This window comes from Streptomyces xanthophaeus, assembly GCF_030440515.1.
Classification (GTDB): Bacteria; Actinomycetota; Actinomycetes; order Streptomycetales; family Streptomycetaceae; genus Streptomyces; species Streptomyces kutzneri.
Genome location: NZ_CP076543.1, coordinates 470,888 through 496,551, shown reverse-complemented (window position 1 = coordinate 496,551; position 25,664 = coordinate 470,888). Strand labels below are relative to the sequence as shown.

Genomic DNA, 25,664 nt, shown 5'->3' with positions numbered 1-25,664 from the left:
ACAGTCCGTACCGCCGCAGGAACCCCGGTGACCTCCGTGGACCACCGCGCCCCGACCGGCGACCCCATGCTCACGGCCAGGTTCGCGCCTCCGGCCGTACCGAAGCTGCTGGTCCGCCGGCCCGAGCTGCTGGGGCGCCTGACGGCCGGCGCGCAGGGGCCGCTCACCCTCGTCAACGGTCCGGCCGGATCGGGCAAGACGGTGCTCACCGCCCACTGGGCGGCCGGCGGAAGCGCGCAGCGTCCCCCCATGTGGCTCACCGTCGAACCCGACGACGCCCCCGGCGCCTTCTGGGCGTACGTCCTGGAGGCCCTCCACCGGGGCGGGGTGGCGCTGCCGGCCGCGGTGGGCAGGCCGACCCGGGCCGAAGGGGTGACCCGGTCGTTCCTGGTGCGCCTGGCGGACGGGCTGGCCGCGTCCGCGCAGCCCTCGGTCCTCGTGCTCGACCAGTTCGACACCGCCCAGCCGCCCGCGACGACCGAGGGGCTGGACTTCGTACTCCGGCACGCGGCCGGCGGCCTGCGCATCGTGCTCACCAGCCGGTCGGACACCCTGCTGCCCCTGCACCGCTACCGGGCGGCCGGCGAGATCACGGAGATCCGGCACGCCGACCTCAGGTTCACCGACGCCGACGCCGAGGCACTGCTGGGCGAGCACCGCCTCGACATCTCACCCGCCGGAATCCGCCTGCTGATGGAGCGGACCGAGGGATGGGCGGCCGGAGTACGCCTGTGCGCCCTGGCGATGCAGCGCAGCGCCGACCCGGAGGCGTTCCTGCGCCAGTTCGCAGCCGACCGCACCACGATCGCCGACTACCTCCTCACCGAGGTCCTCGACGCACAACCGCCGCCCACCCAGGACCTGCTGCTGCGCGTCTGCGTCACGGACCGCGTCCACCCGGATCTCGCGGACGAGCTGACCGGCCGGGACGACGGGGCACGGACCCTGGCCGGGCTGGCCCGCGACAACGCGTTCCTGGAGCAGATCGACGCCACGGCCTGGTACCGGCTGCACCCGCTGTTCGCCGAGGTCCTGCGCGCGCACCTGCGGCAGCGCTGCCCCGGGCTGGAACCGCAGCTCCACGGCCGGGCGGCGCGCTGGCTCGCCCGGACCGGGCGGCTCACGGAGGCGGTGCTCCAGGGCGCCGCCGCCGGGGACTGGCAGTTCGCGGCGGCGCAGCTGGTCGACAACCTGGCGATCGGCCGCCTCCTCACGGGCCTCGAGGCGGACCAGCTGGGCCGGGCCTTCGCCGGGATGCCGCCCGGGACCACCGGAGTCGCGCCTGCACTGGTCGGCGCGGCCTGCCGGCTGGCCGAACAGGACCTGCCCGGATGCGAGGCCGGACTGCGGCGGGCGGACACCCTCCTGGCGGACGCATCTCCTGCGGACGCCTCCCGTGCGGAGTCCAGCGGTCCGGCCGCGCGGTTCGGCCGCGCCTTCCTCGGTGTACTCGCCGGCCGGCCGGCCGACGACGTGACGGACACCGAACGGGCCGCCGCCGAGGCCGACCGGCTGCTGCGGGAGCTGCCGCCGCACCTGCTCGCCGAACGCCCCGAGCTCCGCGCCCTGCTGCTGGCCCACCTCGGTGCCGTCGAGCTGGGCGCGGGCCGCCTGGACCGGGCCGAACCCACCCTCACGGCCGCCGTCGCCGCGTGCGGGCCGCCGGGCACGGAATCCCCGCTCTGCGGCGCGCTCGGCTCTCTGGCCCTGACCGAACTGCTGCGCGGCCGGTTGCGGCAGGCGGCCGCACACGCCCGTGCCTCGCTCGCCGTCGCCGAGCGGTCCGCCCTGCCGCCCGGGCGCCGGGCCGGCACCGACCACCTCGTCCTGGCGGGCGTGGCCGTCGAACAGGACGACCTGCCGGCCGCCCGCCGCCACCTCGATCTGGCCACCGCGGCGCCGGGGCTGCGCCCCGATCCCGCGACCGCCGCCCGGGCCGCCGTCATCGCGGCCCGGATCACTGCGGCCGAGGGCGACGGGGACGCCGCGCTCGCCGTCCTGCGCGCGGTGGACCCGGAGGGGCTGCCCGCCTGGGCGGCGGACGAGCTGGCCGTGGCCGAGTCGGGCGTACACCTCGCACGCGACGACGCCGACGCGGCCCTGCGGGTCCTGGATGCGGCGCAGGCCCCGGACGGAGACCGCCCGGAACACGCGGTGGCCCGGGCGAGGGCCCTGCTGGCCGCCGGCCGCGGCGCGTGCGCGGCCGCGGCGCTGGCGGACGTACCGGGAGACAGCGCCGTCGCCACCCCGGTACGGGCCCACGCCTGCCTGCTCCACGCACGGATCGCCGCGGCGGACGGCGACTCCCAGGAGGCGCACCGGCGCCTCGGTGAGGCGCTGGCACTCGCCCGCCCCGAGGAACTGCGCCGGATGTTCGCCGAGAGCGGCCCATGGGTGCGACGGACCCTGCGCCGGGACCCGCAACTGGCGCGGTCGCACGGCTGGCTGACCCCCCGCGCCCCGGCCCGTACGTTGCGCGCGGCGCAGGGGGAGGGGCAGCCGCCGGTGGTGGAGCCGCTGAGCGCGCGGGAGACCGAAGTGCTACGCAAGGCCGCGGAGCTGCTGTCCACCGACGAGATCGCGGCCGAGCTGTACGTGTCGGCGAACACGGTCAAGACCCACCTGAAGAGCATCTACCGCAAGCTCTGCGTCACCCGGCGCAGCGAGGCCGTCCACCGGGCGCAGGACCTCGGGATGCTCTGAGCCGCGAGCCGCGAGCCGGCCGTCGCGAGCCGGCCGCCGCGGGCGCGTGTCTCGCCCGCACCGGGCGATGCCGAGCGCCGGGCGGAGGGCCGACGATGGCAGGGGAAGGCCGGGCTCCGAAGCCTTCGTTTCCGAGAGGAGTGAGTGCTCTCATGCGCTACGAATTCCGCATCTCGGGGGTCGTACCGGACACGCTCGCCGCGAGCTTTCCCGAGCTCGACCGGGTCCCCGTACCGGAGCAGACGCTCCTGTTCGGCAGCGTGGCGGACGAGGCCCACCTGTACGGGCTCCTCACCCGCTTCCAGTCCCTGGGCCTGCGGGTGCTCGAAATGCGCCGGCTGCCCGCCTGAGCGGGTGCCACCGGGCATGCCGCGGGGCGTGCCCGGGCGAAGACCACCCGCTTCGGGTGATCACAGGAACCGGGCCGCCGGACGACACTGCGATGTGGGCACCGAAGCCTGTGACCGACGAGCCGGAGCAGGACGGTCCTGCGCTGTACCGCCAACTGTGAGGTGAATTCCATGGGCCAGCCGACACCGACCGGGGGAAACTGGAACACCGGCCCTGCGCCGGGCACTACGTCGTTCCCAAGCGGCGACAGCCAGGGCGCGGGGAACGTGGGCACGCTGTTCGCCGCGGTCCTCCTCCTGGTCACCGGCTGTCTCGCGGTGTTCCAGGGCATCGCGGCCATCGCCAAGGACGACGTCTACGCGCGCGTCGGAAACTACGTCTTCGAATTCGACCTCACCACGTGGGGCTGGATCCATCTCATCGTCGGGATCATCGTCATCCTCACCGGGGTGGGCCTGTTCGCCGGCTCGAACCTGGCCAGGGGCGCCGGTATCGCACTGGCGGGCATCAGCGTGATCCTCAACTTCATGTGGCTGCCGTACCAGCCCTGGTGGTCGATCATCATCATCGCGATCGACGTGTTCATCATCTGGGCCCTGTGCACCAGCTGGACGCACGCCACCGACTGACACGCCCCCATGCGCGGCGGCACCCGACCCGGCGACGGGCCGGGTGCCGCCGCACATTCCGGGGCGGGTGAGGCACATGGAGCCGACGTGAGCCGACCGGTGCACCGATGTCCGGGCGGGGACTCGTGGGACATGGCCCGGCACCCGGCTCAGGTTCCGGGAAGGATACGGCGCGTTTCGTAGGCCCACATCGCGATCTCGACCCGGTTACGGGCGCCGAGTTTGGCCATCAGGCTGGCCAGATGCGTCTTCACCGTGCTGAGGCTGATGTGCAGTGCATCGGCGATCTCGGTGTTGGTCAGCCCGCGAGCGACGGCGAGGAGCACCTGCTCCTCGCGGGCGGTGACGGGGGAGACCGGCTGGGTCACGGGCCGGCCGGCGGGCAGGTCCGCGAATGCCTGGAGCAGACGGACGGTGACGCTGGGCGCGATGAGCGCCTCACCGTCGGACGCCGACCGTACGGCCTGGGCCAGAAGGTCCGGTCCCGTGTCCTTGAGGAGGAATCCGCGGGCGCCGGCACGCAGTGAGCCGTAGACGTACTCGTCGAGGTCGAACGTGGTGATGACGACCACGGCCAGCGGGTCGGCGACGCCCGGGCCGGCGACCAGCCGGGTGGCCTCGAGCCCGTCGAGTACGGGCATGCGGATGTCGAACAGACATACGTCGGGGCGTAGTTCGCGGGCCAGACGTACCGCCTCCCGCCCGTCGGCGGCCTCGCCGACCACCTCGATGCCGGGCTGGGCGTTCAGCATGATCCGCAAACCGGTGCGGATGATCGTCTGGTCGTCAGCGACGAGGACGCGAATGGACACCGCTCTCGCTCCTCGCTCTCGGCAGTTCGGCGTCGACATGCCAGCCCCGGTCGGTACCCGGGCCGGCTCGTAGTGTGCCGCCGAGCAGCGTCGCGCGCTCGCGCAATCCGGTAAGTCCGTATCCGTCGCGACCCCGGCCGGTACGCCGGCCGTCGTCGCGCACGCTCACCCGCACCATGTGCCGTTCCGCGGCGACCCGGACGACGACCTCGGTCGCGTCGACCGCATGGCGCAGCGCGTTGGTCACCGACTCCTGCACGATCCGGTAGACGGCCGCGTCCACGGCCGGGGGCAGCGCGTCCAGCTCGCCGTCGAGCCCCAGGTCGACCCTGAGGCGACCACCCGGGGTGCGCACCAGACGCTCCAGATCCGCGACACCGGCAGGCGGCGCCAGCTCGGCGCCGACCCCGCGGCCGCGCAGCGCTGCGACCATGGCGCGCATTTCCTCCAGCGTGCGCGCCCCTTCCTCCTCGACCCCCTCCAGCGCCTCGACGGCGGCGGACGGGTCGGTGCCCGCGAGCACCCGGCCCGCCTGAGCGATGATCACCATGGCCGACACGTGGTGGGCCACCGTGTCGTGCAGTTCCCGGGCGAGCTGCTCGCGCTCGCGGGAGCGCACCTGCTCCAACTGCCGCTCGCGAGCGGTCACACGGAACCGCACGGCAGCCCCGACCACGCCGGGCAGCAGCAGGAAGACGAAGCCCCCGACCTTTTCGACGACGGGGGTCTCGTACGTGAGGGTCGCCAGGGTGCAGGCCGCGAGGATCACCGCGCCGCCGAGCACGATCTCCCGTCCCGATCCCCACCGGGGCAGCGCGTACACCAGCACGAGCACGACCCAGGCGCCGGTGTCCAGGCCGACCGTCCCGCGCGGTGCAGCGATGAGCGAGGCCACTTGAAGCAGGATCACCGAGCCGAACGCCAGCTTGACCATCGCCAGGGGGCGGGTCCGGCGCCACAGGGGCAGCAGGCACAGCCATACGGCGAACACCACCGCCACCGGCCGCCACACGACGTTCTCGCGCAGGGTGGCCTCCAGCGCCACACCGGCAAGGCCCGCGGCGAGCAGCGCCCAGTCCCGCCGCACCCGGGCGGGCGCGCCGGGCGGCCGGGGTTCGGTCCACAGAGTTCGCAGGTCGTCTCGTAGCACGGTTCTCAGCCTAGGCACCGCGGCGTGCCGCGCATCGGCCGAAAGGACGGGTCGTCACTCCGCCCCGGGGCCGACGGATCCGCGGCCCGCGGGCCGATGCCGCGGAGCGCCGTGGCGAGGAGCCTCGGCATCGGCGGCCGTACAAGGACGGCCGACAAGGTGGTTGGAGGACCCGATGCTCTCGAAAGCCCTGTTGCGCCTGGGCGCAGGCGCCGCGCGCCATCCCTGGCGGGTGATCGCGGCATGGCTGATCGCCGCCACGCTCACCGTCCTCGCCGCCGTCGCCTTCGGCGGGCGGACCGCGGACTCGATGACCGCTCCGGGACTGGACTCCCGACGGGCCGCGGAACTGATCGAGCGGGCAGGCACCGGCCAGGAGGGGATGACCGCCCAAGTGGTCGTCACCCCCCTCGACGGCGGTGCGACGTTCTTCGACGACGACGGCGCCCGCACCGCTCTCACGCGGCTGCAGACCGAGGTGAAGCGGCTGCCGCACGTGCTCGGCACGAGCGACCCGGCGGGGGCACTCGACGCAGGCGGGGACACCGCCGTGCGTGGCGGCCTCGTCTCGGCCGACGGGCGGATCGCGGTCGTCCGCGTGCAGTACCCCGACCAGAGCCGGCTGTCGGCCGAAGACCTCGACGCCCTCGTCGCTCTCGGCGACCGGCTGCGCGCCGAACTGCCCCTGCGTATCGAGATGGGCGGGGACCTCTTCTACGCCTTCTCCGACCCCGACGGCGGCGCGAGCGAGCTGATCGGCCTCCTCGCCGCGGCCGCGATCCTGTTCCTGGCCTTCGGTTCGCTCGTCGCCGCCGCGCTGCCGATCGGCATGGCGGTCTTCGGACTGACCGTCGGGGTCGCCACGATGACGGTACTGGCGGGGGTGACGGACGTCCCCACCTTCGCACCGGTCCTAGGCAGCATGGTCGGGCTCGGAGTGGGCATCGACTACGCGCTGTTCGTGCTCGCCAGGCACCGGGAGTACCTCGCGCGCGGGCTCGATCCGCAGGCGGCGGCCGCACGAGCGGTGGCCACGGCGGGGCGGCCGGTGGTCTTCGCCGGAGGCACCGTCGTCGTGTCGATCCTCGGCCTGGCGGTCGCGAACGTGCCGTTCATGACGGTGGGCGGGGTTGCCGTCTCGATCGTCGTCCTGACGATGGTGCTCGCGTCGGTGACGCTGCTGCCGGCCTTCCTCGGCGCGGCGGGCCCGCGGCTGGGCCGGGCCGGCCGGATCGGCCGTGCTCTTCGGGCCGGGCGGCTCTTCCGACGGCAGGGCGCGGCTCCGGACGCCGTCCCCGCCGCCGGGTGGCGGCGCTGGATCGGGCACGTCGGCCGGCACCCGGTGGCGTACGCGGTCGGCGCGGCGGCGCTGCTGCTGACGGCGTCGCTGCCCCTGCTCGGCCTGCGCGTCGGCCTGCCCGACGACGGCTCACTGCCGCAGAGCCGTACCGAGCGCCGTGCCTACGACCTCGTCGCCGAGGGGTTCGGCCCGGGCACCAACGGTCCCCTCGTCATCGCCGCGGACCCCGCCGGTGATCCGGGAGTGGTGGACCGTCTCGTCGCGACGGTCGCGGCGGATCCGGGCATCGCGTCCGTCGCGCCGGCGCGCATCGACCCGGCCACCGGCGTCGCGACCCTCGTGGTGTTCCCGACCACCAGCCCTCAGGACAAGGCCACGGCCGACACCCTCTCCCGGCTGCGCACCGAGGTGCTGCCCGCGGCGATCGGGCACGGCCCGGCCAGGGCGCACGTAGGCGGCGCCGCCGCGAGCCTGTCCGACGTGGGCCGACGCACCAGCGAACGCCTGCCGGTGTTCGTCGCCGCCGTGCTGGCGCTCTCGTTCCTGCTGCTGATGCTGGTCTTCCGTTCGGTCGTCGTACCGCTCAAGGCGGTGCTGCTGAACCTGCTGAGCATCGGCGCGGCCTACGGGGTCATGGTCGCGGTCTTCCAGTGGGGCTGGGGCGGTGCGCTCATCGGGCTGGAGGCGACGGTTCCGATCGTGTCGTTCATCCCGATGTTCCTCTTCGCCATCCTGTTCGGCCTGTCGATGGACTACGAGGTGTTCCTTCTCTCGCGGGTGCGCGAGGAGTACGTGCGCACCGGCGACAACGGCACGGCGATCGTGGAGGGCGTCGCGGGCACCGCCCGGATCATCACGTCGGCCGCCCTCATCATGGTGGCGGTGTTCCTGTCCTTCGCCGTCGCCGACGACCCCTCCAGCAAGATGTTCGGGCTCGGCCTGGCCACCGCGATCTTCATCGACGCCACGGTCGTACGCATGGTGCTGGTACCGGCGACCATGACACTCCTCGGCCGGACCAACTGGTGGCTGCCGAAATGGTTGGACCGGATGCTTCCCCGCGGCCCGGTCGGCACCGACGACACCGACGCGGAATCCACGGATGAGGACCCGCGTCCACGGCTGGTCGACCGTTGACCCAACTCCTGCCCGCCCTTGGCTTCCGCGCCGATCGGCAGGTACGGCTCGATGAACTCCCGATCCGGGTCGGTCAGTTGCACTCGCGTCACGTAAGACCGTCTGTCGGACCGGACCGTGCCACGAAGGCACATCCCGCACATTGACACGACTCCGATACGCGCCCTAGCCGTTCGGGTCGACGAAGAAGGCGGGCTTCCGTACGGTGAGGGACCCGGCCATGGCCCTCAGGTCCTCGTCGGAAACGGTCGGTCCACCGCCGCTCAGCACCACGATGACGCCTTCGCGTCGTGCGATGTAGCGGATGGACCCGTTCCACGACGAGCGCCACGTGTCGGGAGCCACCTGTTCGCACGGGCCCGCGTCGACCCGTGTTCGGCTGCCGTAGACCTCGCAGACGTCCGGGGGCGCGAAACCGGGGATCTGCGGGCCGACGGTGACCTGGACACCGCGCTGCTCCCGGTCGGCGGCGCTGGTCTCCACCGGCCTGGGCAGCAGGAGATAGAGGAACGTGCCGTCGTAGACGTCGGCCTCCGGGAAGTACAGCCGGTAGTCGTTCAGCTCGGGGGCCAGCAACGGGACCTCGGCGGCGGCGATCTGCCGCTCCGTGTACGCGGAGATGCTGCGTTCGCCGAGGGCTGCCGACAACGGCCACATCAGCAGCAGGGCGGCGGCGAGCACCCCCCACCGGCGGAGGGAGCCGGCTCCGGGCAGTGCGACGGCCGCCGCGGCCGCGTAGGCCGCGGCCATCACGAGCGGCATCGCGTACGAGGCCAGGAGGGACCCGCCCCCCGACCGGGCGAACAGGTACTCGGCCGCCAGGGCCAGCACCCCGCCCAGAGCGGCCACCCGCCAGGCGGGACGGACACCCGCCACGCGCAGCAGCACCCAGCCGGCCACAGTGGTGACGAGCGGGACGGCCGCCATCATCAGGAGCCCGAACCCCAGGCACCCCCAGGGCTCGTCGCTGTGGCACAGGTCGTCGAAGTCCCACGGCAGCACGGCCACCACGAACCACAGGACACCCAGCAGCGCACCCACACCGGCGGGCCGGATCGATGGGCCGAGCACCTCCCGGGCGCGCAGCGCCCCTCCGCCGCCGTTCTTCCCGCCCCCGTGTTCCTCCACGGTCGCACCCATGCGTGCCGTCCCCCTCGATGAAGATCCGTTCCGGTGCTCCATCGTGGCTGCGTGATCATGCTCACGCCATGAGTACGGATACTCATCCGGTCGGGCGGTGACCGGGCCCGTCAGCCGCAGTGGGGCCCTGCGGCCGACGGGCGGGTTCCCGGATCCGCCGTCCTGGCTAAGCGGCGCCCGTCATACGGGCGAACACCACCACGTTGCTGTCGTAATAGTGCTTCTTGGGGTCGAAGGTGCCGCCGCAGGTGACCAGGCGCAGGCCCGCGTGGTCGATGTTCTTGTACACCTCCAGCGTCGGGAACTCGGCCTTCGGGTACTCGGCGACCCGGTCCACCGTGAACGTGACCGTCTTGCCGTCCTGCCGGGTGACCTTGATGGTGTCACCGCCCTTCATCGTCTTCAGCTTCTCGAACACCGCGGACGCTCCGTTCCACGTGACGTGCCCGGCGATCACGGCCGGCCCCTGGGAGCCCGGGGTCGGCCCCGGCTCGTACCAGCCCGCGAGCGCGGGGTCCTTCGGGGTCTGCATGGTGCCGTCCGGGTTCTGTTGCAGCGTCTCCAGGGAACTGGACAGGTTGAGGGAGGGGATCGTGATCTTCTGCGGCGCCGACCGGGCCAGGGCCTGCTCGGCCTGGCCCGCACCGGCATCCGCCCCTGCTCCGCCCTTCGATCCCGCTGCGGGCGCCTTCCCGGTGGGCGAGGCGTCGGCGCCGGCCGGCGCCCCGCCGGGGAGGTTCTGCCCCGCCGGGGCGGCGGGCTGCGCCGCGTCCTGGCCGCCGCCGCACCCCGAGAGGAGGAGTCCGGCGAGGACGGCGGCCGCCAGCGGGCCTGCGGTGCGGCGGCGGAGCCGCGTGGGGGCCGGCTTCACGCGCCGCCCCCGGTGGTCCCCCGGCGGACGGAGCCCACACCGGACCGCTTCCGCCCGATGATCACCGCACCCGCCACCACCGCGAGTACCGTGATCGCCACACCGTCGCGCACCGTCACCGGCGCCGCCGTGTGCTCCTCGGTGCCGCCGCCGGTCTCGATGCCGCCGACGGGGATCGACCCCACGGCAGCGCCCTTGACCTCTCCGCAGTTGGTCGGAGCCGTGGCCTCCTGGGGAAGCTTCGGGTCGAGCTCGCTCTTGCCCGCCCCCTCGAAGTCGTACTTCTTGTTCTTGTTGCGGTCGATGCCGTGCTGCACGACGTGCAGGTCCTTGATGTGGTCGACGACGTCCTGGCCGACCTCGATCGTCCGCTTGTAGCGGATCGTGCCCTGCGCGTCGGCGACGGGCATGCGCAGCACGTCGAGGCCGCTGGTGGGCTTGGTGTCCCCGCCCGTGGTGAGCGAGATGTTGATGTCGCCGTAGTCGTGCGTGGCCTCGGTGTTGCTGAGGACCCCGTCGCCGTCCTTGTCGTCGGTCGCGTCCGGGCAGTGGAAGTCGTGCCCCTTCGTCGAGCCGTGCAGGTGCTGGGCCGACGGCTGTCCGGGCACCATGCCCTTGGACTCGATCTGTACGGTGAGCTGCCTGCCCTTGAGCGTGAGCATGACCGTACCGCTGGAGCCCGAGTTGTTCAGCTGCGCCAGGTCGATCTGGTACGCCTTCCCGCTCTCCGCGAGAGCTGGTCCGGAAAGGCCGAGGGTCAGGACCACGGCGGCGGGTATGGCGGCGAGAGCCACGTGGCGACCGGCGCGCTTGACTATCACATTCGCTCCTGTTCCGTGGATCCCCAGACGGGAATCGCAGATCGTACGGGTTGTGAACGAGGCCTTGAAGAGGCTCTCGTTACTCCTTCGGTGCCCCAACGCCTGCGGATGGGTGCCCATATGAAAAAGTTTCAGGTGAGTTTTTCGGGATGCGCTCGACTCCTGCGACTGTGTGACATCACGTCGGCCGGGGCGCGGGAAACAAGGCAGCCTCGCAGGGCCTTTCGGGAACCGGCGCAATTCCGTGTGCGGTGCACGTCGGAACGCGGCCGCGCCGCAGCCGGTCATCGTCGTCGGCCAGGACGTGGCCCACGGCGGAGTCCCCGAACGCCGCACGTCGGCGGCCTGTGCCAGGCCATAGCGGCGCCTGCGCCGAGCGGCCGGGATTTCGTGGAGGAAACGCGCAGCCGCATACGCAGGGAGGAGGTCGGGGAATCCCTCCTCCCTGCGTCCAGGTCAGCCCTGCACCCGCCTATCGGCACAGGCTGCGGCGGGGCCGACCGCGTCAGGTGGAGGAGTCGGAACTCGGTCTCTCCGGAAGTAATCTGACCGCTATCCATTCGATTCTGCCGCATCTACGCACGCGCATCCACCGCCTTAGATGTCATTCCGGTCGTCGACGGGGGCATCATCCCCGTCGTCGGTCCGGTCCGGTTCGGTCCCGACCTTTCTAGTCCTCCGGGCGGCGGCCGGACGAATAGTTGACCTCTGATGCTAAGAAATGCCGTCAGGGCTGCGCGTGCACCGGGAAGGACGCCTGGAAGGCGAGCCGGCCGCCGGCTCCGTCACCGATGTGCGCGAGCAGATCGTCGAACGCGAGGTACTCCAACCCGTGCTGACCACCCGTCGCCCGGGCCGGGCGTGCGACCGGAGCGGCGGATCGGCAGGAGCGCGCAGGGCCTGTGGCTCCTCGGCGGCGGCGGAACGGCGAGGGATCGTGACGGTCGGGATGCGGGATGCGGGATGCGTGCAGGGCCGGGGAGTCGGTCGGATGGTCCGACAAGAGGGTCGGGTCGACGGGGTCCCGCGGCGTTCCCGTACCTCCGAACGGAGGCGAGGGGCCACCTATTCGAGGGAACCGGGCGGCCGGAACCAGGCCAGGAGGCCGTCAGCTGCCGAAGGAAAGGGCGACGGCCCCGCTCGGGGCCGTGCGGTGCTCCGGCGCCGCTGTGCGGTTACAAGGAGATGTCACGTGTCGCGTGTTCTGAAGAGTGCGGGTCTTGCCCTGGTGCTCGGCCTGGCGGTCATCGGCGGTGCGTCCTCGGCGTCGGCGGACGCCACCGCGGAGGGCTTCGCGATCGGCTCGCCCGGCGTGCTTTCGGGCAACGTGGTCCAGATCCCGATCCACGTTCCGATCAACGTGTGCGGCAACAGCATCAACATCATCGGCCTGCTCAACCCGGCCGCCGCCAACACCTGCGTCAACGCCTGAAGGTCGTGAACCGCGGCTCATCCCGGTCGGAGGCTCGACCGGGATGGGCCCGCAGGCACCACCGCCGTCAGGCCAGGGTGCGTACGTGCTGGTCGCGCAGCTCGTAGCGGGCGGCGAGCACGGCCAGTTCGCCCGTCGCCACCTTTGCGGCGAGGTCGGGCTCGGCCGCCAGCCGTCTGCGGACGTTGCGCACGTGAGCGTTGATCGTCGCGTCGACGCGGGCCTGGCCGTGCTGGCTGTGATCGATGGAGGGCCGTATCTGATCGGCCAGGTACTGGATGTGCGCGGGAAGCGGCTCGCCCGACTCGTCGGCGTGGACCGCCGCGGCGACCGCTCCGCACGACTGATGGGCCAGGACCAGCACGAGCGGTATGCGCAGCTCCAGAACCCCGTACGCGATGCTCCCCAGAACCGCCTCGTCCAGCACCTCGCCCGCCGAACGTACGGTCAGCAGGTCACCCAGCCCCTGGTCGAAGACCAGCTCGGGCGGAACGCGTGAATCGACGCAGCCCAGCACGATCGCGAAGGGCTGCTGGCCCTGGACGAGCCGGCGACGCACGGCCGCGGACTCGTGCGGGTGCTCCTGGTCCTGGGTCCGCCACCGCTGGTTGCCGGCCGCCAGCCGGCGCAGGGCCTGCCCGGGGGTGGTCACGGGCTCCGTGCTCTCGGGATCCCGCGGGTTGGCGAAGGCGGGAAAGGCCGCGCCGAGGGTCAGACCCGCTCCGGCGGCCGCCGCCGTGCCCGCGACGGCGGTGCGCAGCAGGGTGCGGCGGCTGTGCTGAGCGGGGAGGGTTCGTATGTTCGAAGACATGGCCGGACCGTAACCCGCCATTCCGGTAGGGGAGTTGGCTCGGCGGCCACAATGGCGGGATCCGCGCGGGGGCGGGCTTGATGGGGCCGGGATCTTCTCAGCATGCGGGCAGCGCGTGAGCGGCGGGGGCCACGGGGTGTCCGTCGAGCCCCCGGGTCGCGCCGGAGGGGCTTCGCGGGCGGCCGCAGGGCGGCGAGCCGCCGGACTTCGGCCTGCGCGCCCGATGTCGTCCGCCCGGCCTCCGCGCCGAGCGCCACCTTGCCGTCCCCGGTCAGGCGGTCAGACTGCCTGTGCCTGTGCCTGTGCCTGCGCCAGCGCCTGTCTCTGTGTCTGCGGAGCCGGGCGCCACACGGCCTGTACGGCCCACGATGCCCCAGCCGAATCCGCCCCCGTTCTCGGGGTCCCCGGCCCCCTCGACCACGAGCGCCCCTGCCGGGCTGGCGCGGTGTTCGTGCGGGAGGAGTCGAGGACGAGCATGGCAAGAGGCTCCTTCTCAGAAGGCAATGCTGGAAAGCGGGCCGTAGAGCCGAACATCGGCTTCCCGGCCGCCGTGCCCGTCCGGGCATCGGAAATTCGGCCGACCCGGGCCCGCATGCGAGGCTTGTCCGGCACCCGGGAGGAGACCACACGATGCACACGCCGAGCCGGCCCGAAGACCTCGAACACCCCGAACTGCTCTGGTCCAGGGCGGTGACCATGGCCATCGTCGACACCGCGTGCTCGACGAGCACCGAGTTCGCCCTCGACGACGACGGCCTGTGGTGCCACTCCACCGGCGCCGACGGCTGGTGGCGCCTGACCGTACTGGACGGCGGGCGCGCGGTGTTCTGCGGCCAGGACCCCGACGGCAGCCACACCCATGTCGGCGGAGAGCAGATCGACTTCCTCGCGGGCGGCCCCGACTGGCTGCCCTGGGACCTCCTGCGCGACGACGCCGCGGGCAACCTCTTCGGCTTCGTCTACTGGTGGGAGAACGGCGCCTGGCACCGCATCCCGTACCCGGACGAGGTGCAGGAGGACGGACTGGAGGGGGCCGCGGCCTGGGTGGGCCAGGACGCGGACGAGTTCCTCGGACTCACCGTGTCCTCGTTCGACGCCCCGTACGCGCTGGAGCGGAGTCTGACCGAGGCCGTCGCCCGGTTCGCGGCCCTGGCGCGCGAACGCAAGGCGGACGCGGACGCCGTGGCGGCGCTCCTGGCGGCGGCCCACACCGAAGGCCGCCCGGCTCCGCGCCTCGACGCGGCACTCGACCTCGCTGCCCGCGCGGGCATCCACGCGTAGGGGCGCGGTACCACGGCCGACGGGCCCGCCGCACATGACGTGCGGCGGGCCCGTCGGCCGTTCACCGGTCGGGCCTCGCGCGGCTACTTGAGCGCGGAGAACGCCTTGGTGAAGGCCAGCGGCTGCTGGAGGATCGAACTGCACGTCGCGTCGGCGTGGTTGACGGCCCCGGCCGCGCACTGCTTGTCGCGCGTGGAGGACCACATGGCCAGCCGGCCGATCCCCTTCGACGCGGCGAACTGCACGAGCTGCGTCGCGTCCTCCACCGTGAAGATCTCACTCGCGACATCGTTCACACCGATCATCGGTGTGACGGCCACGGCCTTCCACGCCGCCGCGTCGGACAGGCCGAGGACACCCTTGATCTGCGCCTGCGTGGCCGTCGCGGCCTGGATCGCGTACTGCCCCATGTCCCCGCTGTACGCCGGCCCGTAGTCCATCGCCATGATGTTGACGGCGTCGACGCGCACGCCGTTCTTCTTGGCGTCGGCCAGCAGCGCCACACCCGGCTGGGTCAGGCCCTCAGGCATCACGGGCAGGGTGAAGGCCACGTCCAGGCCCGGGTGGGACTTCTGCAGCCGGGCGATGGCCTGCGCACGGCGCGCGTTGGCCGCCGTGTCCGGCAGGGCCGCACCTTCGATGTCGAAGTCGACCTTGGTGAGCCGGTACTGGTCGACGACCTTGCCGTACGCGGCGGCCAGTTCGTCCACGGTGGCGCAGTTCAGCGCCAGTTCGTGACCGGCGGCCCCGCCGAACGAGACCCGTACGTCGCCGCCCTGGGCGCGCAGCGCACCGATCTGGGCGGCGACCTTGTCGTTCGCGAGATCGGTGACGCCGCCCCACAACGGCGCGCAGCCGCCACCGGAGGTGATGAAGGCGAGGTGGAACTCCTTCACCCCGGTCTTCGTCGCGGTGTCAAGCAGGTCGTGGGCGGGGTACAGGGAGGTGTCGACGTACGGGGCGAAGCGCGCGCCGCCGACCCCGGGGGCGGGGGTGCCGGTGGGGGCGGTCGCCGTGGGGGAGGGCGACTTGGTCCCGGTGGGCGCGGCGGAGGTGGCGGACGCGGTCGGGGCCGGGCTCGCCGTGACGGTGGGCCGGGTGGTGGGGCGCCCGCTGGGCTGGGCCGTGGCGCCCTGGTCCACCGAGCACTTCACCCCGTTGATCAGGCACCCGGTGGGGTCGCCGAGGGTGCCGGTGCCGCTCGCGACGAAGCCGACGGTGACGGAGGCTCCGGCGGCCAGTTGTCCGTTCCAGCTCGCGGGCTTCACGGTCACGCGGCGGCCGGAGACCGTGTGGGTGCCGTTCCAGAGCGAGTCGATCTTCGTGCCCGCCGGCAGGTCGAACTGCAGGGTCCAGTCCGACTGCGACGTGCCGGTGCTGTTGGTGATGACGTACTGACCGGTGTAACCGCCGCTCCAGGAGCTGGACTTGGTGTAGACGGCTCCGACGGAGGTCGCCTGCGCGGTCCCGGTGAAGGCGAAGGCCACCCCACCGATCACCGCCGCCGTCACGATCGCGCTCGTGACCTTCGCCGTACGGCTCGTCCTGCGCCGGTGCCCGACTGTGCTGCCCATCGCGTGCCTGCCTCTGTGTTACTGGGGAGTTGGGGATCCGGCAGCACGCTAGCCGCACCGAAACGGACATTCGTTCGTTTCGGTGCGACCCTGATGAGTCTTAGGTTCCGCTTAAGGCAGGGGAAAGCGGGGCATCAGGAAGCGGGTTCGCCGAGCTCGTGCCGCCTCCGCACCGCGGGGCCGCCGCCCTCCCGGCTCGGACATCGAGAAGAGCAACGAGCCGCCTGACCGTCAACCTACGGGGTCTACGCTCGAACCGTGACTGCCACATGGGAACCCACGATGCCGGGCGTGCTGCGACTTCCCTCAGGCCGGCTCGTCCGCGGCCGGGGACTGAGCAGGCCACTTCCGCAAGGCCCGGAGCCCACCTTTGCGCTCTACCTGCTGGGCCGCCGGCCACCGGCGGTCGCCTGGGAGAGCCGCTGGCTCCGCTGGCCCGACTTCTGGCTGCCGTCCGACCGCGCCACGACCGCCGAGGCGCTGCGCGAGGCATGGACACGCACCGAGGCCGAACGCGTCGAGATCGCCTGCGCCGGCGGACACGGACGGACCGGCACGGCACTGGCATGCCTTGCCGTGCTTGACGGGGTACCCCACGGTGAGGCCGTCGCCTACGTCCGGGAGCACTACGCTCCGCGCGCCGTCGAGACCCCCTGGCAGCGCCGGTTCGTCTCCCGCTTCCACTAGCGGCATCACACATCAGCCATGAGCACACGACGCACCGACCCGGTGAACCTTCTAGCCGTGCGTGGCGTCGATGACGCAGAAGCGGTTGCCCTCGGGGTCGGCCAGCACCACGAAATCCGGGTCCTCCGGGTAGGAATCCCAGTCGACGTGCCGGGCACCCAGCAGGACCAGCCGCTCCACCTCCGCCGCCTGCTCCGCGGCGTCCGCCGCGTACAGGTCGAGGTGGACGCGCGGCCGTTCCTGTACGGGTGTGACACTGCGGCCGAGCGCCAGGCCGGGCCCGGCGCCGTCGGCCGGGACCAGGACCGTCCAGCCGTCGTCCACCTGGCCGCCACGGGGTACGTACCCCAGCGCCTGGCTCCAGAATTCCGCGGCCCGCCGCACGTCCGCGGCTCCCATGACGATCGTTCCGAGGGTCAGCATGATCCGATTCTGGCAAACCGGGACCGGCCCGCGTCCTACGGTGCCTGCGCCGCGGGCCGCTCGATCGCGACCATCGCCGCGTCGTCGTCCAGGGTGTTGCCGGCCGCGTGCTTGAGCAGGTCCTCGCACAGCCGGTCCAGCAGTGCCTGCGGACGCAGGCCCGGCCATGCGGTCACGCGCCGCGCCAGCGGGTAGAAGGCGCCCGCCCGGTCGCGTGCCTCCAGGACGCCGTCCGTGTACAGGAGCAGGACGTCACCTTCGGCGAAGGCGAAGGTCTGCGCGGTGACCGTCGATGCCACGAGCCCGGCCAGCCCCAGCGGTGGCGCGGGCCGGTCCACCTCCAACTGCTCGGCGCCGCCGTCGCGCAGCACGAGCAGCGGCGGCGGATGGCCGCAGCTGACGAGGTGCAGCACCGGCTCGGCGTCGGGGATGTCCAGGACGGCCGCGGTCACGAAGCTCTCGCCCTCGTCCCCGGCCCCGTCCAGGTCCGCCGAGACCGCCGCCTCCAGGTAGTCCACCAGGCCCGGAAGCCCGGCCTCCTGGTGGGCGGAGGCCCGGAAGGCGCCCAGTACCAGCGCGGCGTCCCCGACCGCCTCCAGGCCCTTGCCCCGGACATCGCCGATGATCAGCCGCGTGCCGGCGGCCGTCCGGGCGGCGGCGTACAGGTCGCCGCCGATCTGGGCCTCGGCCGCGGCGGCCAGGTACACGGAGGCGACGTTCAGCGGGCCGATCCGGTCGGGCAGCGGCCGCAGGACCACCTCCTGGGCGGTCTCCGCCACCGAACGCAGCTGGGTCACCTCCTTCTCGTGCACCTCGCGCAGGTGGGCGAAGAAGGTCACGAACACCGAGATCATCACGAGCGCAATGATCTGGAAGGTGTGGTTCAGGTCGGTCAGGGTGGTGCGCGCCGTCGCGACCACCACCTGGGCCAGTACGGCGACCAGTCCGACGAAGGCCGTCATCCGCGGCCCCGCGAACGACGCGGTCACGGCCGGGGCTGCGGCCAGGAACGGTCCGAGGTGCACCTCGGGAGGAGCGAGCACGTCGATCAGCGTCACGAGGGCGATCAGCGCGAACGGGACCGCCAGCTGCGCGCGGCTCACCCTGGGGGACCGGTGGTGACGAGGGTACGACGGCGGCCGGAGATCCATCCCTCCTGCATACACCGCGAGGTGAGCCGGATCCCCGAAGCCCGGCCGTCGCAGGCGGACCTGCCGGTCCTACGGAAGCCTGCCGGTCCTACGGGCGACAGCCGGGGCTTACGGACGACAGCCGGGGCCTACGGGCGACGGCCAGGCCTGCCGCCCTTCCCGCCCTTCGCGCCCTTTCCGCCCTTGGGCCCGCCGGAGGCCCCACGGGGGTTCTTGCCCCCCGGCTTCCCGGACGAGGACTTCCCGGCCCCCGTCTTCCGCTGCGCGCCGCCACCGCCGGTGCCACCCGTACCCGTTTCCGGGCGCTTGCGCTTCGCCTTGGGCTGCGGCGGGGTCGGTGCGCGCCCCCGTGTGCTGTTCACGGTCCGGCCGCGGACGATCCCGATGAACTCCTCCACCAGATCGGTGGTCTCCTCCTGCGGCCACGACAGCGCGACCCGCGAGGCGGGCGCGTCGGAGACCGGCCGGTAGGTCAGGTCCTTGCGGTGGTGCAGGCGGGCCAGCGACTGCGGGACGACGAGGACACCGACCCCGGCGGCCACAAGCTCGATGGCGTCCGCCGTCGTCTCGGGGCGCTCGATCGCGGGCTTGCCCGGCAGCTGCTCCCAGTCCAGGGTGTCGTCGAGCGGGTGGAACACGATCTCGTCGGCGAGGTCCTCGGTGGACACCTCTTCCGCAGCGGCCACGAGGTGGTCCTTGGGGACCACGACCACCGTCGTCTCGGTGTAGAGGGGGATCGCACTGAGGTCGTCACGGTCGACCGGCAGCCGCACGAATCCGGCGTCCGCGCCGCCCGCCCGCAGCACGCCGCACGCCTCGATCGGGGACACCGCGACCAGGGTCAGCGGGACGTCGGGCAGCCGCTCGTTCCAGATACGCACCCACTTGCTGGGTGTCACCCCCGGGACATAAGCGAGCCGGAACGAATGGGGTACTTCCGAGCCTGTCACCCCGCAAGGTTACCGGTCGTGGTCGGAGGTAGCGCACACGCTCGATACTCTTGACACCATGACGTCGCACCAGAACACCCAGACGATGAAGCCCGCGACCGCGGCGAAGAAGCTGGGCGTGTACCTCGAGGCCACCCCCGCAGAGTTCCAGGAGGGTGTCGTCTCGCGCAGCGAATTGAGTGCGCTCCAGGCCGATCCGCCCCAGTGGCTGAAGGAGCTGCGCGCCAACGGTCCGCACCCTCGACCGGTGGTGGCGGCCAAGCTCGGCGTTTCCATCGCCGGCCTCGCCCGCGGCGGGGTCACCGAGCCCCTCACCACGGAGCAGATCGAAGCGCTGAAGCAGGAAGCCCCCGAGTGGCTCCAGCGTGAGCGCGCCACCCAGGCCGAAGTCCGCAAGGAAACGGTCCGCATCAAGGAGAAGCAGGCCGAGAAGGCCGAGAAGGCCCGCGACCAGCGCTCCTGACCTGCGACTCAGCCTTCCGTCAGGCCTGGTCTCCCCGCGGGGTGGCCAGGCCTGACGCCTTCGCCCGGCCCGACCGGCAAGACACCCCCTACACCCCCTACGCCCCCGTGCCCCCTGTGGTCGCGGAGGCAGCCCCGCCTCCCCCCAGCAGTCGCACCGCCCGGTCGAGCCGGGCCCGCCTGGTCTCCGGCGTGAGCGCCTGCAGCAACGGCAGGATCACCTGGTAGCGCCCGGTGCGGTCGAGTGCCTCGAACGCCCGCGCGGCCGCCGGGTCCGCCTCGAAGGCCGCCGCGAGGTCCGGTGGCACCGCCGCCGTCCGCTGCGACTCGTAGGCGTGCGTCCACCGCCCGTCCGCCTGTGCCCTGCGCACCTCGGCGAGCCCGGGCTCACGCATCCGCCCCGCCGCGCTCAGCTCCGCGACCTTGTCCACGTTCACCTGTGACCACAGGCTCCTGGGCCGGCGCGGCACGTACTTCTGCAGGTAGTACCGCTCGTCGAGGGCGCGCCGCTGCCCGGAGATCCAGCCGTAGCAGAGCCCGACGTCGACCAGCTCGTCATCGGTGACCGACGCGATCCCGGACTTCTTCTTGGCCACCTTGATCCACACGCCCTCGCGGCGCGTGTGGTGCTCGGCCAGCCAGCTCTCGAACGCCTCGGCGTCCGCGAAGCCGACGATCTCCACCCCGCCCAGTTCCTCCATGCACCCACGCTATCGCCCGCCCTGCGGGCCGGCCTCGGCCGACACGGTCCGGGAAGCGGCGCACAGTTCGCCCAGCACCTCTTCCAACGTGGGCCTGCGGGTGTCGAGTTCGAGGATCACGATCCCGTGCTCGGTGGCCAGGGCGCCGACGCGTTCCGCCGTCATGCCCGTCACGGCGAGCCGGCCCGGCCCCGACAGGCCGGCCCGGACCACCGTCGCGCCCCCGTCCGTCAGTACGGCGGCCAGCTCGGCGCGGTGCGGAGTGCCCACGACGACCCGGGCCACGTCACTCCGGGCGGTGAACTCGGCCGCCGACTGCGCGACCACCGTACGGCCCCGGTCGAGGACGACGATCCGGTCCGCCGTCCCGGCCGTCTCCGTCGCGCGGTCACCGGTGATCGCGACCGTACGCCCCTGCGCGGCCAGTGCGCGCAGCAGCCGGCGGGCCCACCGCACCCCCTCGGCGTCCAGCCCGGCCAGCGGCTCGTCCAGCAGCAGCACGGGCGGATCCCCGAGCAGCGCCGCCGCGATGCGCAGCCGCTGCAGCAGGGCGGGGGAGTACGTACCCACGCGCCGCCGCGACTCCTGCGCCAGGCCCGTCTCCGCCAGCACCTCGGCCACCCGGCCCGCCCCGATGCCGTGCGCGCGGGCCAGCGCCCCCAGCACCGCCCCGGCGGTCCGCCGGCCGCGCAGCCCGGCCGGATCGGGGAGGGCCCCGATCTGGTGGGGGCTGCGCGGGCGGCCGCGCAGCGGGACCCCGCACACGGCGACCGTGCCCGCGGTGGGGGAGTCCAGCCCCAGGATCAGACGGAGCGCGCTGGTCTTGCCGGCCCCGGCGGCGCCGAGGAACGCGGTGATCGCGCCGGGCCGGGCCGTGAGGGAGAGCCGGTCCACGGCGGTCCGGTCGCCGTGCGTCCTGGTGAGTTCCTTGACCTCGATCACCCGCCCCACCCTGCCCGGGCACCCGGCCCGCGGGCATCGCACCGCCGGCGGAAAGCGCCCGGCGGCCTCGGCCCGGGGGTGTAGGCCCGGGGGCCGATGCCCGGGCCGGGGACGGCTGGCTACGGTCACGCCATGGACAACCCACCGAAGAGCGCGACGACCCCGAAGACGCCGAAGACCCCGAAGACCGACCGGAGTTCGACACCGGGGCCCGGAGCCGCCCGCACGGCCTGGGCCGGCGCGGCCCTCTACATCCTCGTCCTGGGCCTGCTGATCGGCGGTGTCCCGTACGCCGCCGGGCCGCTCCTCGGGGTCGTGCTGCTGCTGGCCGTGACCCCGCTCGTCCCCCTGCTGCGGCACCGGCCCCTGGCGGCACTGACCCTGACCCTCCTCGGCGGCACCCTCGTCGCGGGAGCCGCCCGGGACCACAGTCCGGGCCGGTTCCTCGTCTTCCTCGCCTCGGACCTCGTCCTCGGACTCGTCGTCGCCACGCGCCCCCGGCGGGACGCGGTCATCGCACTCGCCATGGTGCTCGTCGTGGAGCTCCCGGCGGTCGGGCTGTTCTCCGTCGGACCGTACGACATGATGAGCACGAGCCTGATCGCCTTCCTGTCCCTGGGCGCCGTCTACATGACCGGCCTGCGGTTCCGTGAGGGCCGGGAGCACACGGCCGAACTGCGCGCGCAGCAGGTGGCCGAGGCCGTGACCGCCGAACGGCTGCGCATCGCACGCGAGTTGCACGACATGGTCGCCCACAGCATCGGCGTGATCGCCATCCAGGCCGGTGTCGGCAGCCGGGTCATCGACACCCAGCCGGCGGAGGCCCGCGCCGCCCTGCAAGCCATCGAGGCCACCAGCCGCGAGACCCTGTCCGGTCTCCGCCGTACGCTGGTCGCGCTGCGCCGGGCCCAGCCGGACGGCCCCGGGGAGCAGGCCCCGCTCGGACCCGCCCCCGGCCTGTCGGACCTCGGCTCGCTGGTGGCCACCACCGCCGACGCCGGAGTACGGGTCGACGTACGGTGGGAGGGGGAGCGCGGTCAACTGCCGCCCGAGGTGGACCTGTCGGCGTACCGCATCGTGCAGGAGGCGCTGACCAACGTGGTCCGCCACGCGGGCACCGGACACTGCCGGGTGACCATCGGCTACGGGGAACAGGAGCTGACCGTGGAGGTCGTCGACGACGGGCGCGGCGCGCCCGACGGCATCGGAAGTACGGGATTCGGCATCACGGGCATGCGCGAGCGGGTCAGCCTGCTGCACGGCCGCTTCAGCGCCGGGCCCCGGGCCGGGGGTGGCTTCAGTGTGGAGGCGGCGCTGCCGCTGTCCCTCGCCGCGGCGGCCCTGGACGGGCTCCGATGACCGTGGCTCCCGCGCGGGCGATCCGCGTCCTGCTCGTGGACGACCAGCCGCTGGTCAGGTCCGGTCTGCGGGTGCTGATGGCCGACACCACCGACCTGGAGGTCGTCGGCGAGGCCGGTACGGGCACCGACGGGGTCCGCCTCGCCGCCGAACTGCGCCCCGACGTGGTGGTGATGGACATCCGGATGCCGGGCATGGACGGCATCGAGGCCACCGGGCTGATCACCGCGGGGGCGGAGGCCGTCAAGGTCCTCGTGCTGACCACCTTCGACGAGGACGACCACGTCTACGGGGCGCTGCGCGCCGGCGCGAGCGGTTTCGCCGTGAAGGACATGGCCGTGGAGGAGATCCTCGCAGCGATCCGGGTGATCGCCGCGGGGGACGCCCTGATCGCGCCGGGCGTCACCCGCAGGCTGATCGCGGACTTCGTCCGGGCGCCCGGGCCGGCGGCCCCGGAAGCGGCCCGGGGGCGGGAGCCGCGGCCCGTCGCGGGGATCACCGGGCGTGAGCGGGAGGTGCTGACCCTGGTGGGGCGGGGCCGTTCGAACGGCGAGATAGCCGAGGAGCTGTTCATCTCGGCGGCCACGGCCAAATCGCACGTCTCGCGTCTGTTCACCAAGCTCGGCGCCCGGGACCGGGTCCAACTCGTCATCATGGCGTACGAGATGGGGCTGGTCGCACCGCCTCGCTGAGGTGCCCGGGCGCCGGGGTGCGAGTGGCGCCGACGCCCGGGGTGCTGAATCGATTCCTCAGGCGGTGACGGTCTCCGGGCGGTTCTCGTCCCGCCGCCCGGCGGAGGCCGCTGAACGCGAGGAGAACAGCCTGTCCACCGCCAGGGCGCCGGGGCCGGTGAACACCAGCAGGAGGAAGGCCCAGCAGAACATCGCCGAGGCCTCGCCACCGTTCTGCAGCGGCCACAGCGCACCGGGCTGGTGCACGGTGAAGTACGCGTACGCCATCGAACCGGAGGCGACGAAGGCGGCCGCCCGGGTGCCGAGACCCAGCAGGATCAGGGCGCCCGCGACGAGCTGGATGGCGGCGGCGTACCAGCCGGGCCAGGTGCCGGCGGCGACGGTTCCGCCACCGTGCGCACCGCCGAGGACACCGAAGAGAGAAGCGGCGCCGTGCGAGGCGAAGAGCAGTCCGGTGACGATCCGGAACAGGCCGACGGCGTAGGGCTGGGCATGGTCGAGACGTGCGTTCATGGGGGGAGGCTCCTTCGGTCGGGGACGGGTCCCGAAGACGTGCCGGCGTTCTCGAGCGTGGGCGAGCCATAGGTTAGGTAGACCTAACCAGGCTCGCAAGCGCGAGTTCCGGCCACCCGCCGAGGAGGTCTGACGCTACCCCGCACCCGGAGGGCCGCGCCGGTGGCGCGCGGATCGGCGTGCTCGTGCGAGGGATCGGGAACCCGCCGGTCCGCTCCCCTGTGACGGACCGGCAGGTCCGCGTCCGGGTCCGAGCCCAGGGCGTGTTCCCTGATCCACTCCGATGTGCTGCACGCGCCGGCGGAGGGGGAGCTGTCGGGGAGCGACCGGTGGCTGCACGTCTCGCCGACGTCCTGATCGTGCCGCGGAGGTGCTCCAGCCACTCCCGCGCTATGCGCTGCGCGGCGGCAGCCGCTGCGTGATCCGGTCGAACAGTTCTGTCAGCGGTTCGCCGATGTCCTGGCCGAAATCGGTCAGCCCGTAGGTGACCTGGGGCGGCGTCGTCGGCTCGACCTCCCGCCAGACCAGGCCGTCCTGGACCAGCGCCCGAAGGGTCTGAGCAAGCATCTTCTCGCTGATGCCCTGGATGCTGTCACGCAGCTCGTAGAACCGAAGGCTGTTGCTCCGCAAGGCGATCAGTACCCAGACCCCCCACCTGCTTGTCACGTGGTCGACCACATCGCGTGCGGCGCAGTCCGTGTGAAACACGTCATAGCGCTTCTCCGGGTCGGTCGGGGTGAGCTGCGCGCTTTCGGTCATGTGATGAGCTTACCCAGAGGTATGTCCTTACCAAGAGTTAGCCCTTGCTCCTAGCGTCAAGGCCACGCACAACATCCGACAAGGAGCTGATCATGATCGTGGTGACCGGGGCTACAGGGAACATCGGGCGGCCGCTGACGCAGGCGCTGACCGAGGCGGGCCGGCAGGTGACGGCCGTTTCACGGCATACGGCGGCGGTGCCGGACGGGGCCCTCCACGCGGTGGCCGACCTGGCCGAGCCGTCCAGCCTCAGGCCTGTACTGGCCGGGGCGAAGGCACTGTTCCTGCTGCTGTCCGGCGACCTGCACGCCGCTGGAGCCGGCCCTGCCGACATCATCGGCGAAGCCGTGGCCGGCGGGGTCCGCCGGATCGTCCTGCTCTCCACGCTGGGTGTGGTGACCAGGCCCTTCGGCCCGACGCGGATCGCGATGCGCGCGCTGGAGGACACGCTGCGGGAATCCGGCCTGGACTGGACCGTCCTGCGGCCGGGCGGCTTCGCCTCCAACGCTCTGTGGTGGGCCGAGAGCGTCCGCGCGCAGCAGATGGTGGCGGCGCCCTTCGGCGACATCGGGGTGCCGGTCATCGACCCGGCGGACATCGCCGCGGTGGCGGCGGCCTGCCTGCTGGATGACCGGCACACCGGCAGCGTCTACGAGTTGACCGGCCCGGAAGTGATCACTCCGCGCCAGCAGGCGGAGTCCATCGCCGCCGCCCTGGGCTCGCCGGTCGGATTTCACGAGCTCACCCGCGACGAGGCGAAGGCCGCCATGGCCCGGAGCATGTCGGCGGAACTCGCCGACGACACCCTGGACATCCTTGGCTCCCCGAGCCCGGCCGAACTGCGTGTCAGCCCGGACGTCGAGCAGGTCCTCGGCCGCGCCCCACGCCCCTTCGCCGACTGGGCCGCCCGCAATGTCGCCGCGTTCCGCTGAGGGACCGGGGTCCTCACCCCACGGCATCGGGACCCCATCGGATACGTGTTCAGATCCTCTGTCTCCGGGGCGGCTGCTTCC

The 25,664-nt window shown here is 72.7% G+C and carries 25 protein-coding genes; 11 read left to right on the top strand and 14 right to left on the bottom strand.

What is annotated here, in order from left to right:
- Positions 1 to 27 precede the first annotated feature (27 nt).
- The 3 genes from KO717_RS02270 (at position 28) to KO717_RS02260 (ending at position 3,683) form a co-directional block, all read left to right on the top strand.
- A complete protein-coding gene (locus KO717_RS02270; protein WP_301364083.1) occupies positions 28 to 2,703 on the top strand; it encodes a LuxR C-terminal-related transcriptional regulator in 2,676 nt (891 codons plus the stop codon).
- A 152-nt stretch (positions 2,704 to 2,855) separates the two neighbouring features.
- Positions 2,856 to 3,053, top strand: coding sequence for a hypothetical protein (locus tag KO717_RS02265; RefSeq protein WP_301364082.1), 198 nt, complete (start codon positions 2,856 to 2,858; stop codon positions 3,051 to 3,053).
- 171 nt (positions 3,054 to 3,224) lie between these two features.
- Positions 3,225 to 3,683, top strand: coding sequence for a DUF7144 family membrane protein (locus tag KO717_RS02260; RefSeq protein ID WP_301364081.1), 459 nt, complete (start codon positions 3,225 to 3,227; stop codon positions 3,681 to 3,683).
- A 149-nt stretch (positions 3,684 to 3,832) separates the two neighbouring features.
- On the opposite strand, the gene KO717_RS02255 is transcribed toward KO717_RS02260, so the two are convergent.
- Both KO717_RS02255 and KO717_RS02250 read right to left on the bottom strand, forming a co-directional pair.
- Positions 3,833 to 4,495, bottom strand: a complete 663-nt coding sequence (locus tag KO717_RS02255; RefSeq protein ID WP_301364080.1) for a response regulator — start codon at positions 4,493 to 4,495, stop codon at positions 3,833 to 3,835.
- The gene (locus KO717_RS02250; RefSeq protein WP_301364079.1) at positions 4,470 to 5,645 is read right to left on the bottom strand and encodes a sensor histidine kinase; all 1,176 of its coding nucleotides are present in this window, start codon (positions 5,643 to 5,645) and stop codon (positions 4,470 to 4,472) included. The genes KO717_RS02255 and KO717_RS02250 overlap by 26 nt, the downstream gene beginning before the upstream one ends.
- A 175-nt stretch (positions 5,646 to 5,820) precedes the next feature.
- Here KO717_RS02250 and KO717_RS02245 point away from each other — a divergent pair, with 175 nt between their 5' ends.
- On the top strand, positions 5,821 to 8,082 hold the full coding sequence (locus KO717_RS02245; RefSeq protein ID WP_301364078.1) for an MMPL family transporter: 2,262 nt from the start codon (positions 5,821 to 5,823) through the stop codon (positions 8,080 to 8,082).
- 165 nt (positions 8,083 to 8,247) lie between these two features.
- Here KO717_RS02245 and KO717_RS02240 read toward each other — a convergent pair whose 3' ends face one another.
- The 3 genes from KO717_RS02240 to KO717_RS02230 all read right to left on the bottom strand — a co-directional run bounded on the left by KO717_RS02240 (position 8,248) and on the right by KO717_RS02230 (position 10,914).
- On the bottom strand, positions 8,248 to 9,222 hold the full coding sequence (locus KO717_RS02240) for a hypothetical protein (RefSeq protein WP_301364077.1): 975 nt from the start codon (positions 9,220 to 9,222) through the stop codon (positions 8,248 to 8,250).
- Between the two features lie 166 nt (positions 9,223 to 9,388).
- Positions 9,389 to 10,093, bottom strand: a complete 705-nt coding sequence (locus KO717_RS02235) for a class F sortase (protein ID WP_301364076.1) — start codon at positions 10,091 to 10,093, stop codon at positions 9,389 to 9,391.
- Complete coding sequence (locus KO717_RS02230; protein WP_437184460.1) at positions 10,090 to 10,914, bottom strand: hypothetical protein; 825 nt, start codon at positions 10,912 to 10,914, stop codon at positions 10,090 to 10,092. Before KO717_RS02230 ends, KO717_RS02235 begins: the two co-directional genes overlap by 4 nt.
- Positions 10,915 to 12,106: 1,192 nt before the next feature.
- Between KO717_RS02230 and KO717_RS02225 the strand changes: the two genes are divergently transcribed.
- Positions 12,107 to 12,346, top strand: coding sequence for a chaplin (locus KO717_RS02225; protein ID WP_301364075.1), 240 nt, complete (start codon positions 12,107 to 12,109; stop codon positions 12,344 to 12,346).
- Between the two features lie 67 nt (positions 12,347 to 12,413).
- Here the strand turns inward: KO717_RS02225 and KO717_RS02220 are convergent, their stop codons facing one another.
- The gene (locus KO717_RS02220; protein ID WP_301364074.1) at positions 12,414 to 13,157 is read right to left on the bottom strand and encodes a carbonic anhydrase; all 744 of its coding nucleotides are present in this window, start codon (positions 13,155 to 13,157) and stop codon (positions 12,414 to 12,416) included.
- A 630-nt stretch (positions 13,158 to 13,787) separates the two neighbouring features.
- On the opposite strand from KO717_RS02220, the gene KO717_RS02215 reads away from it, so the two are divergent.
- Positions 13,788 to 14,438, top strand: coding sequence for a hypothetical protein (locus KO717_RS02215; protein ID WP_301364073.1), 651 nt, complete (start codon positions 13,788 to 13,790; stop codon positions 14,436 to 14,438).
- 83 nt (positions 14,439 to 14,521) lie between these two features.
- Here KO717_RS02215 and KO717_RS02210 read toward each other — a convergent pair whose 3' ends face one another.
- The gene (locus KO717_RS02210) at positions 14,522 to 16,012 is read right to left on the bottom strand and encodes a cellulose binding domain-containing protein (RefSeq protein WP_301364072.1); all 1,491 of its coding nucleotides are present in this window, start codon (positions 16,010 to 16,012) and stop codon (positions 14,522 to 14,524) included.
- 258 nt (positions 16,013 to 16,270) lie between these two features.
- Here KO717_RS02210 and KO717_RS02205 point away from each other — a divergent pair, with 258 nt between their 5' ends.
- A complete protein-coding gene (locus tag KO717_RS02205; RefSeq protein ID WP_301364071.1) occupies positions 16,271 to 16,699 on the top strand; it encodes a protein-tyrosine phosphatase family protein in 429 nt (142 codons plus the stop codon).
- 51 nt (positions 16,700 to 16,750) lie between these two features.
- On the opposite strand, the gene KO717_RS02200 is transcribed toward KO717_RS02205, so the two are convergent.
- From KO717_RS02200 to KO717_RS02190, 3 genes are all read right to left on the bottom strand, one after another.
- Positions 16,751 to 17,122, bottom strand: a complete 372-nt coding sequence (locus tag KO717_RS02200) for a VOC family protein (RefSeq protein ID WP_301364070.1) — start codon at positions 17,120 to 17,122, stop codon at positions 16,751 to 16,753.
- Between the two features lie 35 nt (positions 17,123 to 17,157).
- Positions 17,158 to 18,273: a PP2C family protein-serine/threonine phosphatase gene (locus KO717_RS02195; RefSeq protein ID WP_301364069.1), complete on the bottom strand. Its 1,116-nt coding sequence runs from the start codon at positions 18,271 to 18,273 to the stop codon at positions 17,158 to 17,160.
- Positions 18,274 to 18,401: 128 nt separating this feature from the next.
- The gene (locus KO717_RS02190) at positions 18,402 to 19,223 is read right to left on the bottom strand and encodes a LysR substrate-binding domain-containing protein (protein ID WP_301364068.1); all 822 of its coding nucleotides are present in this window, start codon (positions 19,221 to 19,223) and stop codon (positions 18,402 to 18,404) included.
- A 58-nt stretch (positions 19,224 to 19,281) separates the two neighbouring features.
- On the opposite strand from KO717_RS02190, the gene KO717_RS02185 reads away from it, so the two are divergent.
- A complete protein-coding gene (locus KO717_RS02185) occupies positions 19,282 to 19,686 on the top strand; it encodes a DUF5997 family protein (RefSeq protein ID WP_301364067.1) in 405 nt (134 codons plus the stop codon).
- Between the two features lie 97 nt (positions 19,687 to 19,783).
- On the opposite strand, the gene KO717_RS02180 is transcribed toward KO717_RS02185, so the two are convergent.
- Together KO717_RS02180 and KO717_RS02175 are read right to left on the bottom strand one after the other, a co-directional pair.
- Entirely contained in the window at positions 19,784 to 20,386 is a 603-nt protein-coding gene (locus KO717_RS02180) for a YdeI/OmpD-associated family protein (protein ID WP_301364066.1), read from the bottom strand.
- Positions 20,387 to 20,395: 9 nt separating this feature from the next.
- Positions 20,396 to 21,328 (bottom strand): ATP-binding cassette domain-containing protein, encoded by a 933-nt coding sequence (locus KO717_RS02175; protein ID WP_301364065.1) that lies wholly within the window; start codon positions 21,326 to 21,328, stop codon positions 20,396 to 20,398.
- 132 nt (positions 21,329 to 21,460) lie between these two features.
- Between KO717_RS02175 and KO717_RS02170 the strand changes: the two genes are divergently transcribed.
- Both KO717_RS02170 and KO717_RS02165 read left to right on the top strand, forming a co-directional pair.
- On the top strand, positions 21,461 to 22,687 hold the full coding sequence (locus tag KO717_RS02170) for a sensor histidine kinase (RefSeq protein ID WP_301364064.1): 1,227 nt from the start codon (positions 21,461 to 21,463) through the stop codon (positions 22,685 to 22,687).
- Positions 22,684 to 23,379: a response regulator gene (locus tag KO717_RS02165; RefSeq protein WP_301364063.1), complete on the top strand. Its 696-nt coding sequence runs from the start codon at positions 22,684 to 22,686 to the stop codon at positions 23,377 to 23,379. Before KO717_RS02170 ends, KO717_RS02165 begins: the two co-directional genes overlap by 4 nt.
- A 57-nt stretch (positions 23,380 to 23,436) precedes the next feature.
- Here the strand turns inward: KO717_RS02165 and KO717_RS02160 are convergent, their stop codons facing one another.
- A complete protein-coding gene (locus KO717_RS02160; RefSeq protein WP_301364062.1) occupies positions 23,437 to 23,892 on the bottom strand; it encodes a DoxX family protein in 456 nt (151 codons plus the stop codon).
- Between the two features lie 390 nt (positions 23,893 to 24,282).
- Complete coding sequence (locus KO717_RS02155; RefSeq protein ID WP_301364061.1) at positions 24,283 to 24,651, bottom strand: winged helix-turn-helix transcriptional regulator; 369 nt, start codon at positions 24,649 to 24,651, stop codon at positions 24,283 to 24,285.
- A 92-nt stretch (positions 24,652 to 24,743) separates the two neighbouring features.
- On the opposite strand from KO717_RS02155, the gene KO717_RS02150 reads away from it, so the two are divergent.
- Positions 24,744 to 25,583, top strand: coding sequence for an SDR family oxidoreductase (locus KO717_RS02150; RefSeq protein ID WP_301364060.1), 840 nt, complete (start codon positions 24,744 to 24,746; stop codon positions 25,581 to 25,583).
- Positions 25,584 to 25,664: the final 81 nt, after the last annotated feature.

Excerpts from the sequence above, each read along its gene's own strand:
- KO717_RS02265 (WP_301364082.1), top strand. The coding sequence starts at position 2,856 with ATGCGCTACGAATTCCGCATCTCGGGGGTCGTACCGGACACGCTCGCC.
- KO717_RS02260 (WP_301364081.1), top strand. The coding sequence starts at position 3,225 with ATGGGCCAGCCGACACCGACCGGGGGAAACTGGAACACCGGCCCTGCG.
- KO717_RS02245 (WP_301364078.1), top strand. The coding sequence starts at position 5,821 with ATGCTCTCGAAAGCCCTGTTGCGCCTGGGCGCAGGCGCCGCGCGCCAT.
- KO717_RS02240 (WP_301364077.1), bottom strand. The coding sequence starts at position 9,222 with ATGGGTGCGACCGTGGAGGAACACGGGGGCGGGAAGAACGGCGGCGGA.
- KO717_RS02220 (WP_301364074.1), bottom strand. The coding sequence starts at position 13,157 with ATGTCTTCGAACATACGAACCCTCCCCGCTCAGCACAGCCGCCGCACC.
- KO717_RS02215 (WP_301364073.1), top strand. The coding sequence starts at position 13,788 with ATGCACACGCCGAGCCGGCCCGAAGACCTCGAACACCCCGAACTGCTC.
- KO717_RS02210 (WP_301364072.1), bottom strand. The coding sequence starts at position 16,012 with ATGGGCAGCACAGTCGGGCACCGGCGCAGGACGAGCCGTACGGCGAAG.
- KO717_RS02200 (WP_301364070.1), bottom strand. The coding sequence starts at position 17,122 with ATGCTGACCCTCGGAACGATCGTCATGGGAGCCGCGGACGTGCGGCGG.
- KO717_RS02195 (WP_301364069.1), bottom strand. The coding sequence starts at position 18,273 with ATGGATCTCCGGCCGCCGTCGTACCCTCGTCACCACCGGTCCCCCAGG.
- KO717_RS02185 (WP_301364067.1), top strand. The coding sequence starts at position 19,282 with ATGACGTCGCACCAGAACACCCAGACGATGAAGCCCGCGACCGCGGCG.
- KO717_RS02180 (WP_301364066.1), bottom strand. The coding sequence starts at position 20,386 with ATGGAGGAACTGGGCGGGGTGGAGATCGTCGGCTTCGCGGACGCCGAG.
- KO717_RS02170 (WP_301364064.1), top strand. The coding sequence starts at position 21,461 with ATGGACAACCCACCGAAGAGCGCGACGACCCCGAAGACGCCGAAGACC.
- KO717_RS02165 (WP_301364063.1), top strand. The coding sequence starts at position 22,684 with ATGACCGTGGCTCCCGCGCGGGCGATCCGCGTCCTGCTCGTGGACGAC.
- KO717_RS02160 (WP_301364062.1), bottom strand. The coding sequence starts at position 23,892 with ATGAACGCACGTCTCGACCATGCCCAGCCCTACGCCGTCGGCCTGTTC.
- KO717_RS02155 (WP_301364061.1), bottom strand. The coding sequence starts at position 24,651 with ATGACCGAAAGCGCGCAGCTCACCCCGACCGACCCGGAGAAGCGCTAT.
- KO717_RS02150 (WP_301364060.1), top strand. The coding sequence starts at position 24,744 with ATGATCGTGGTGACCGGGGCTACAGGGAACATCGGGCGGCCGCTGACG.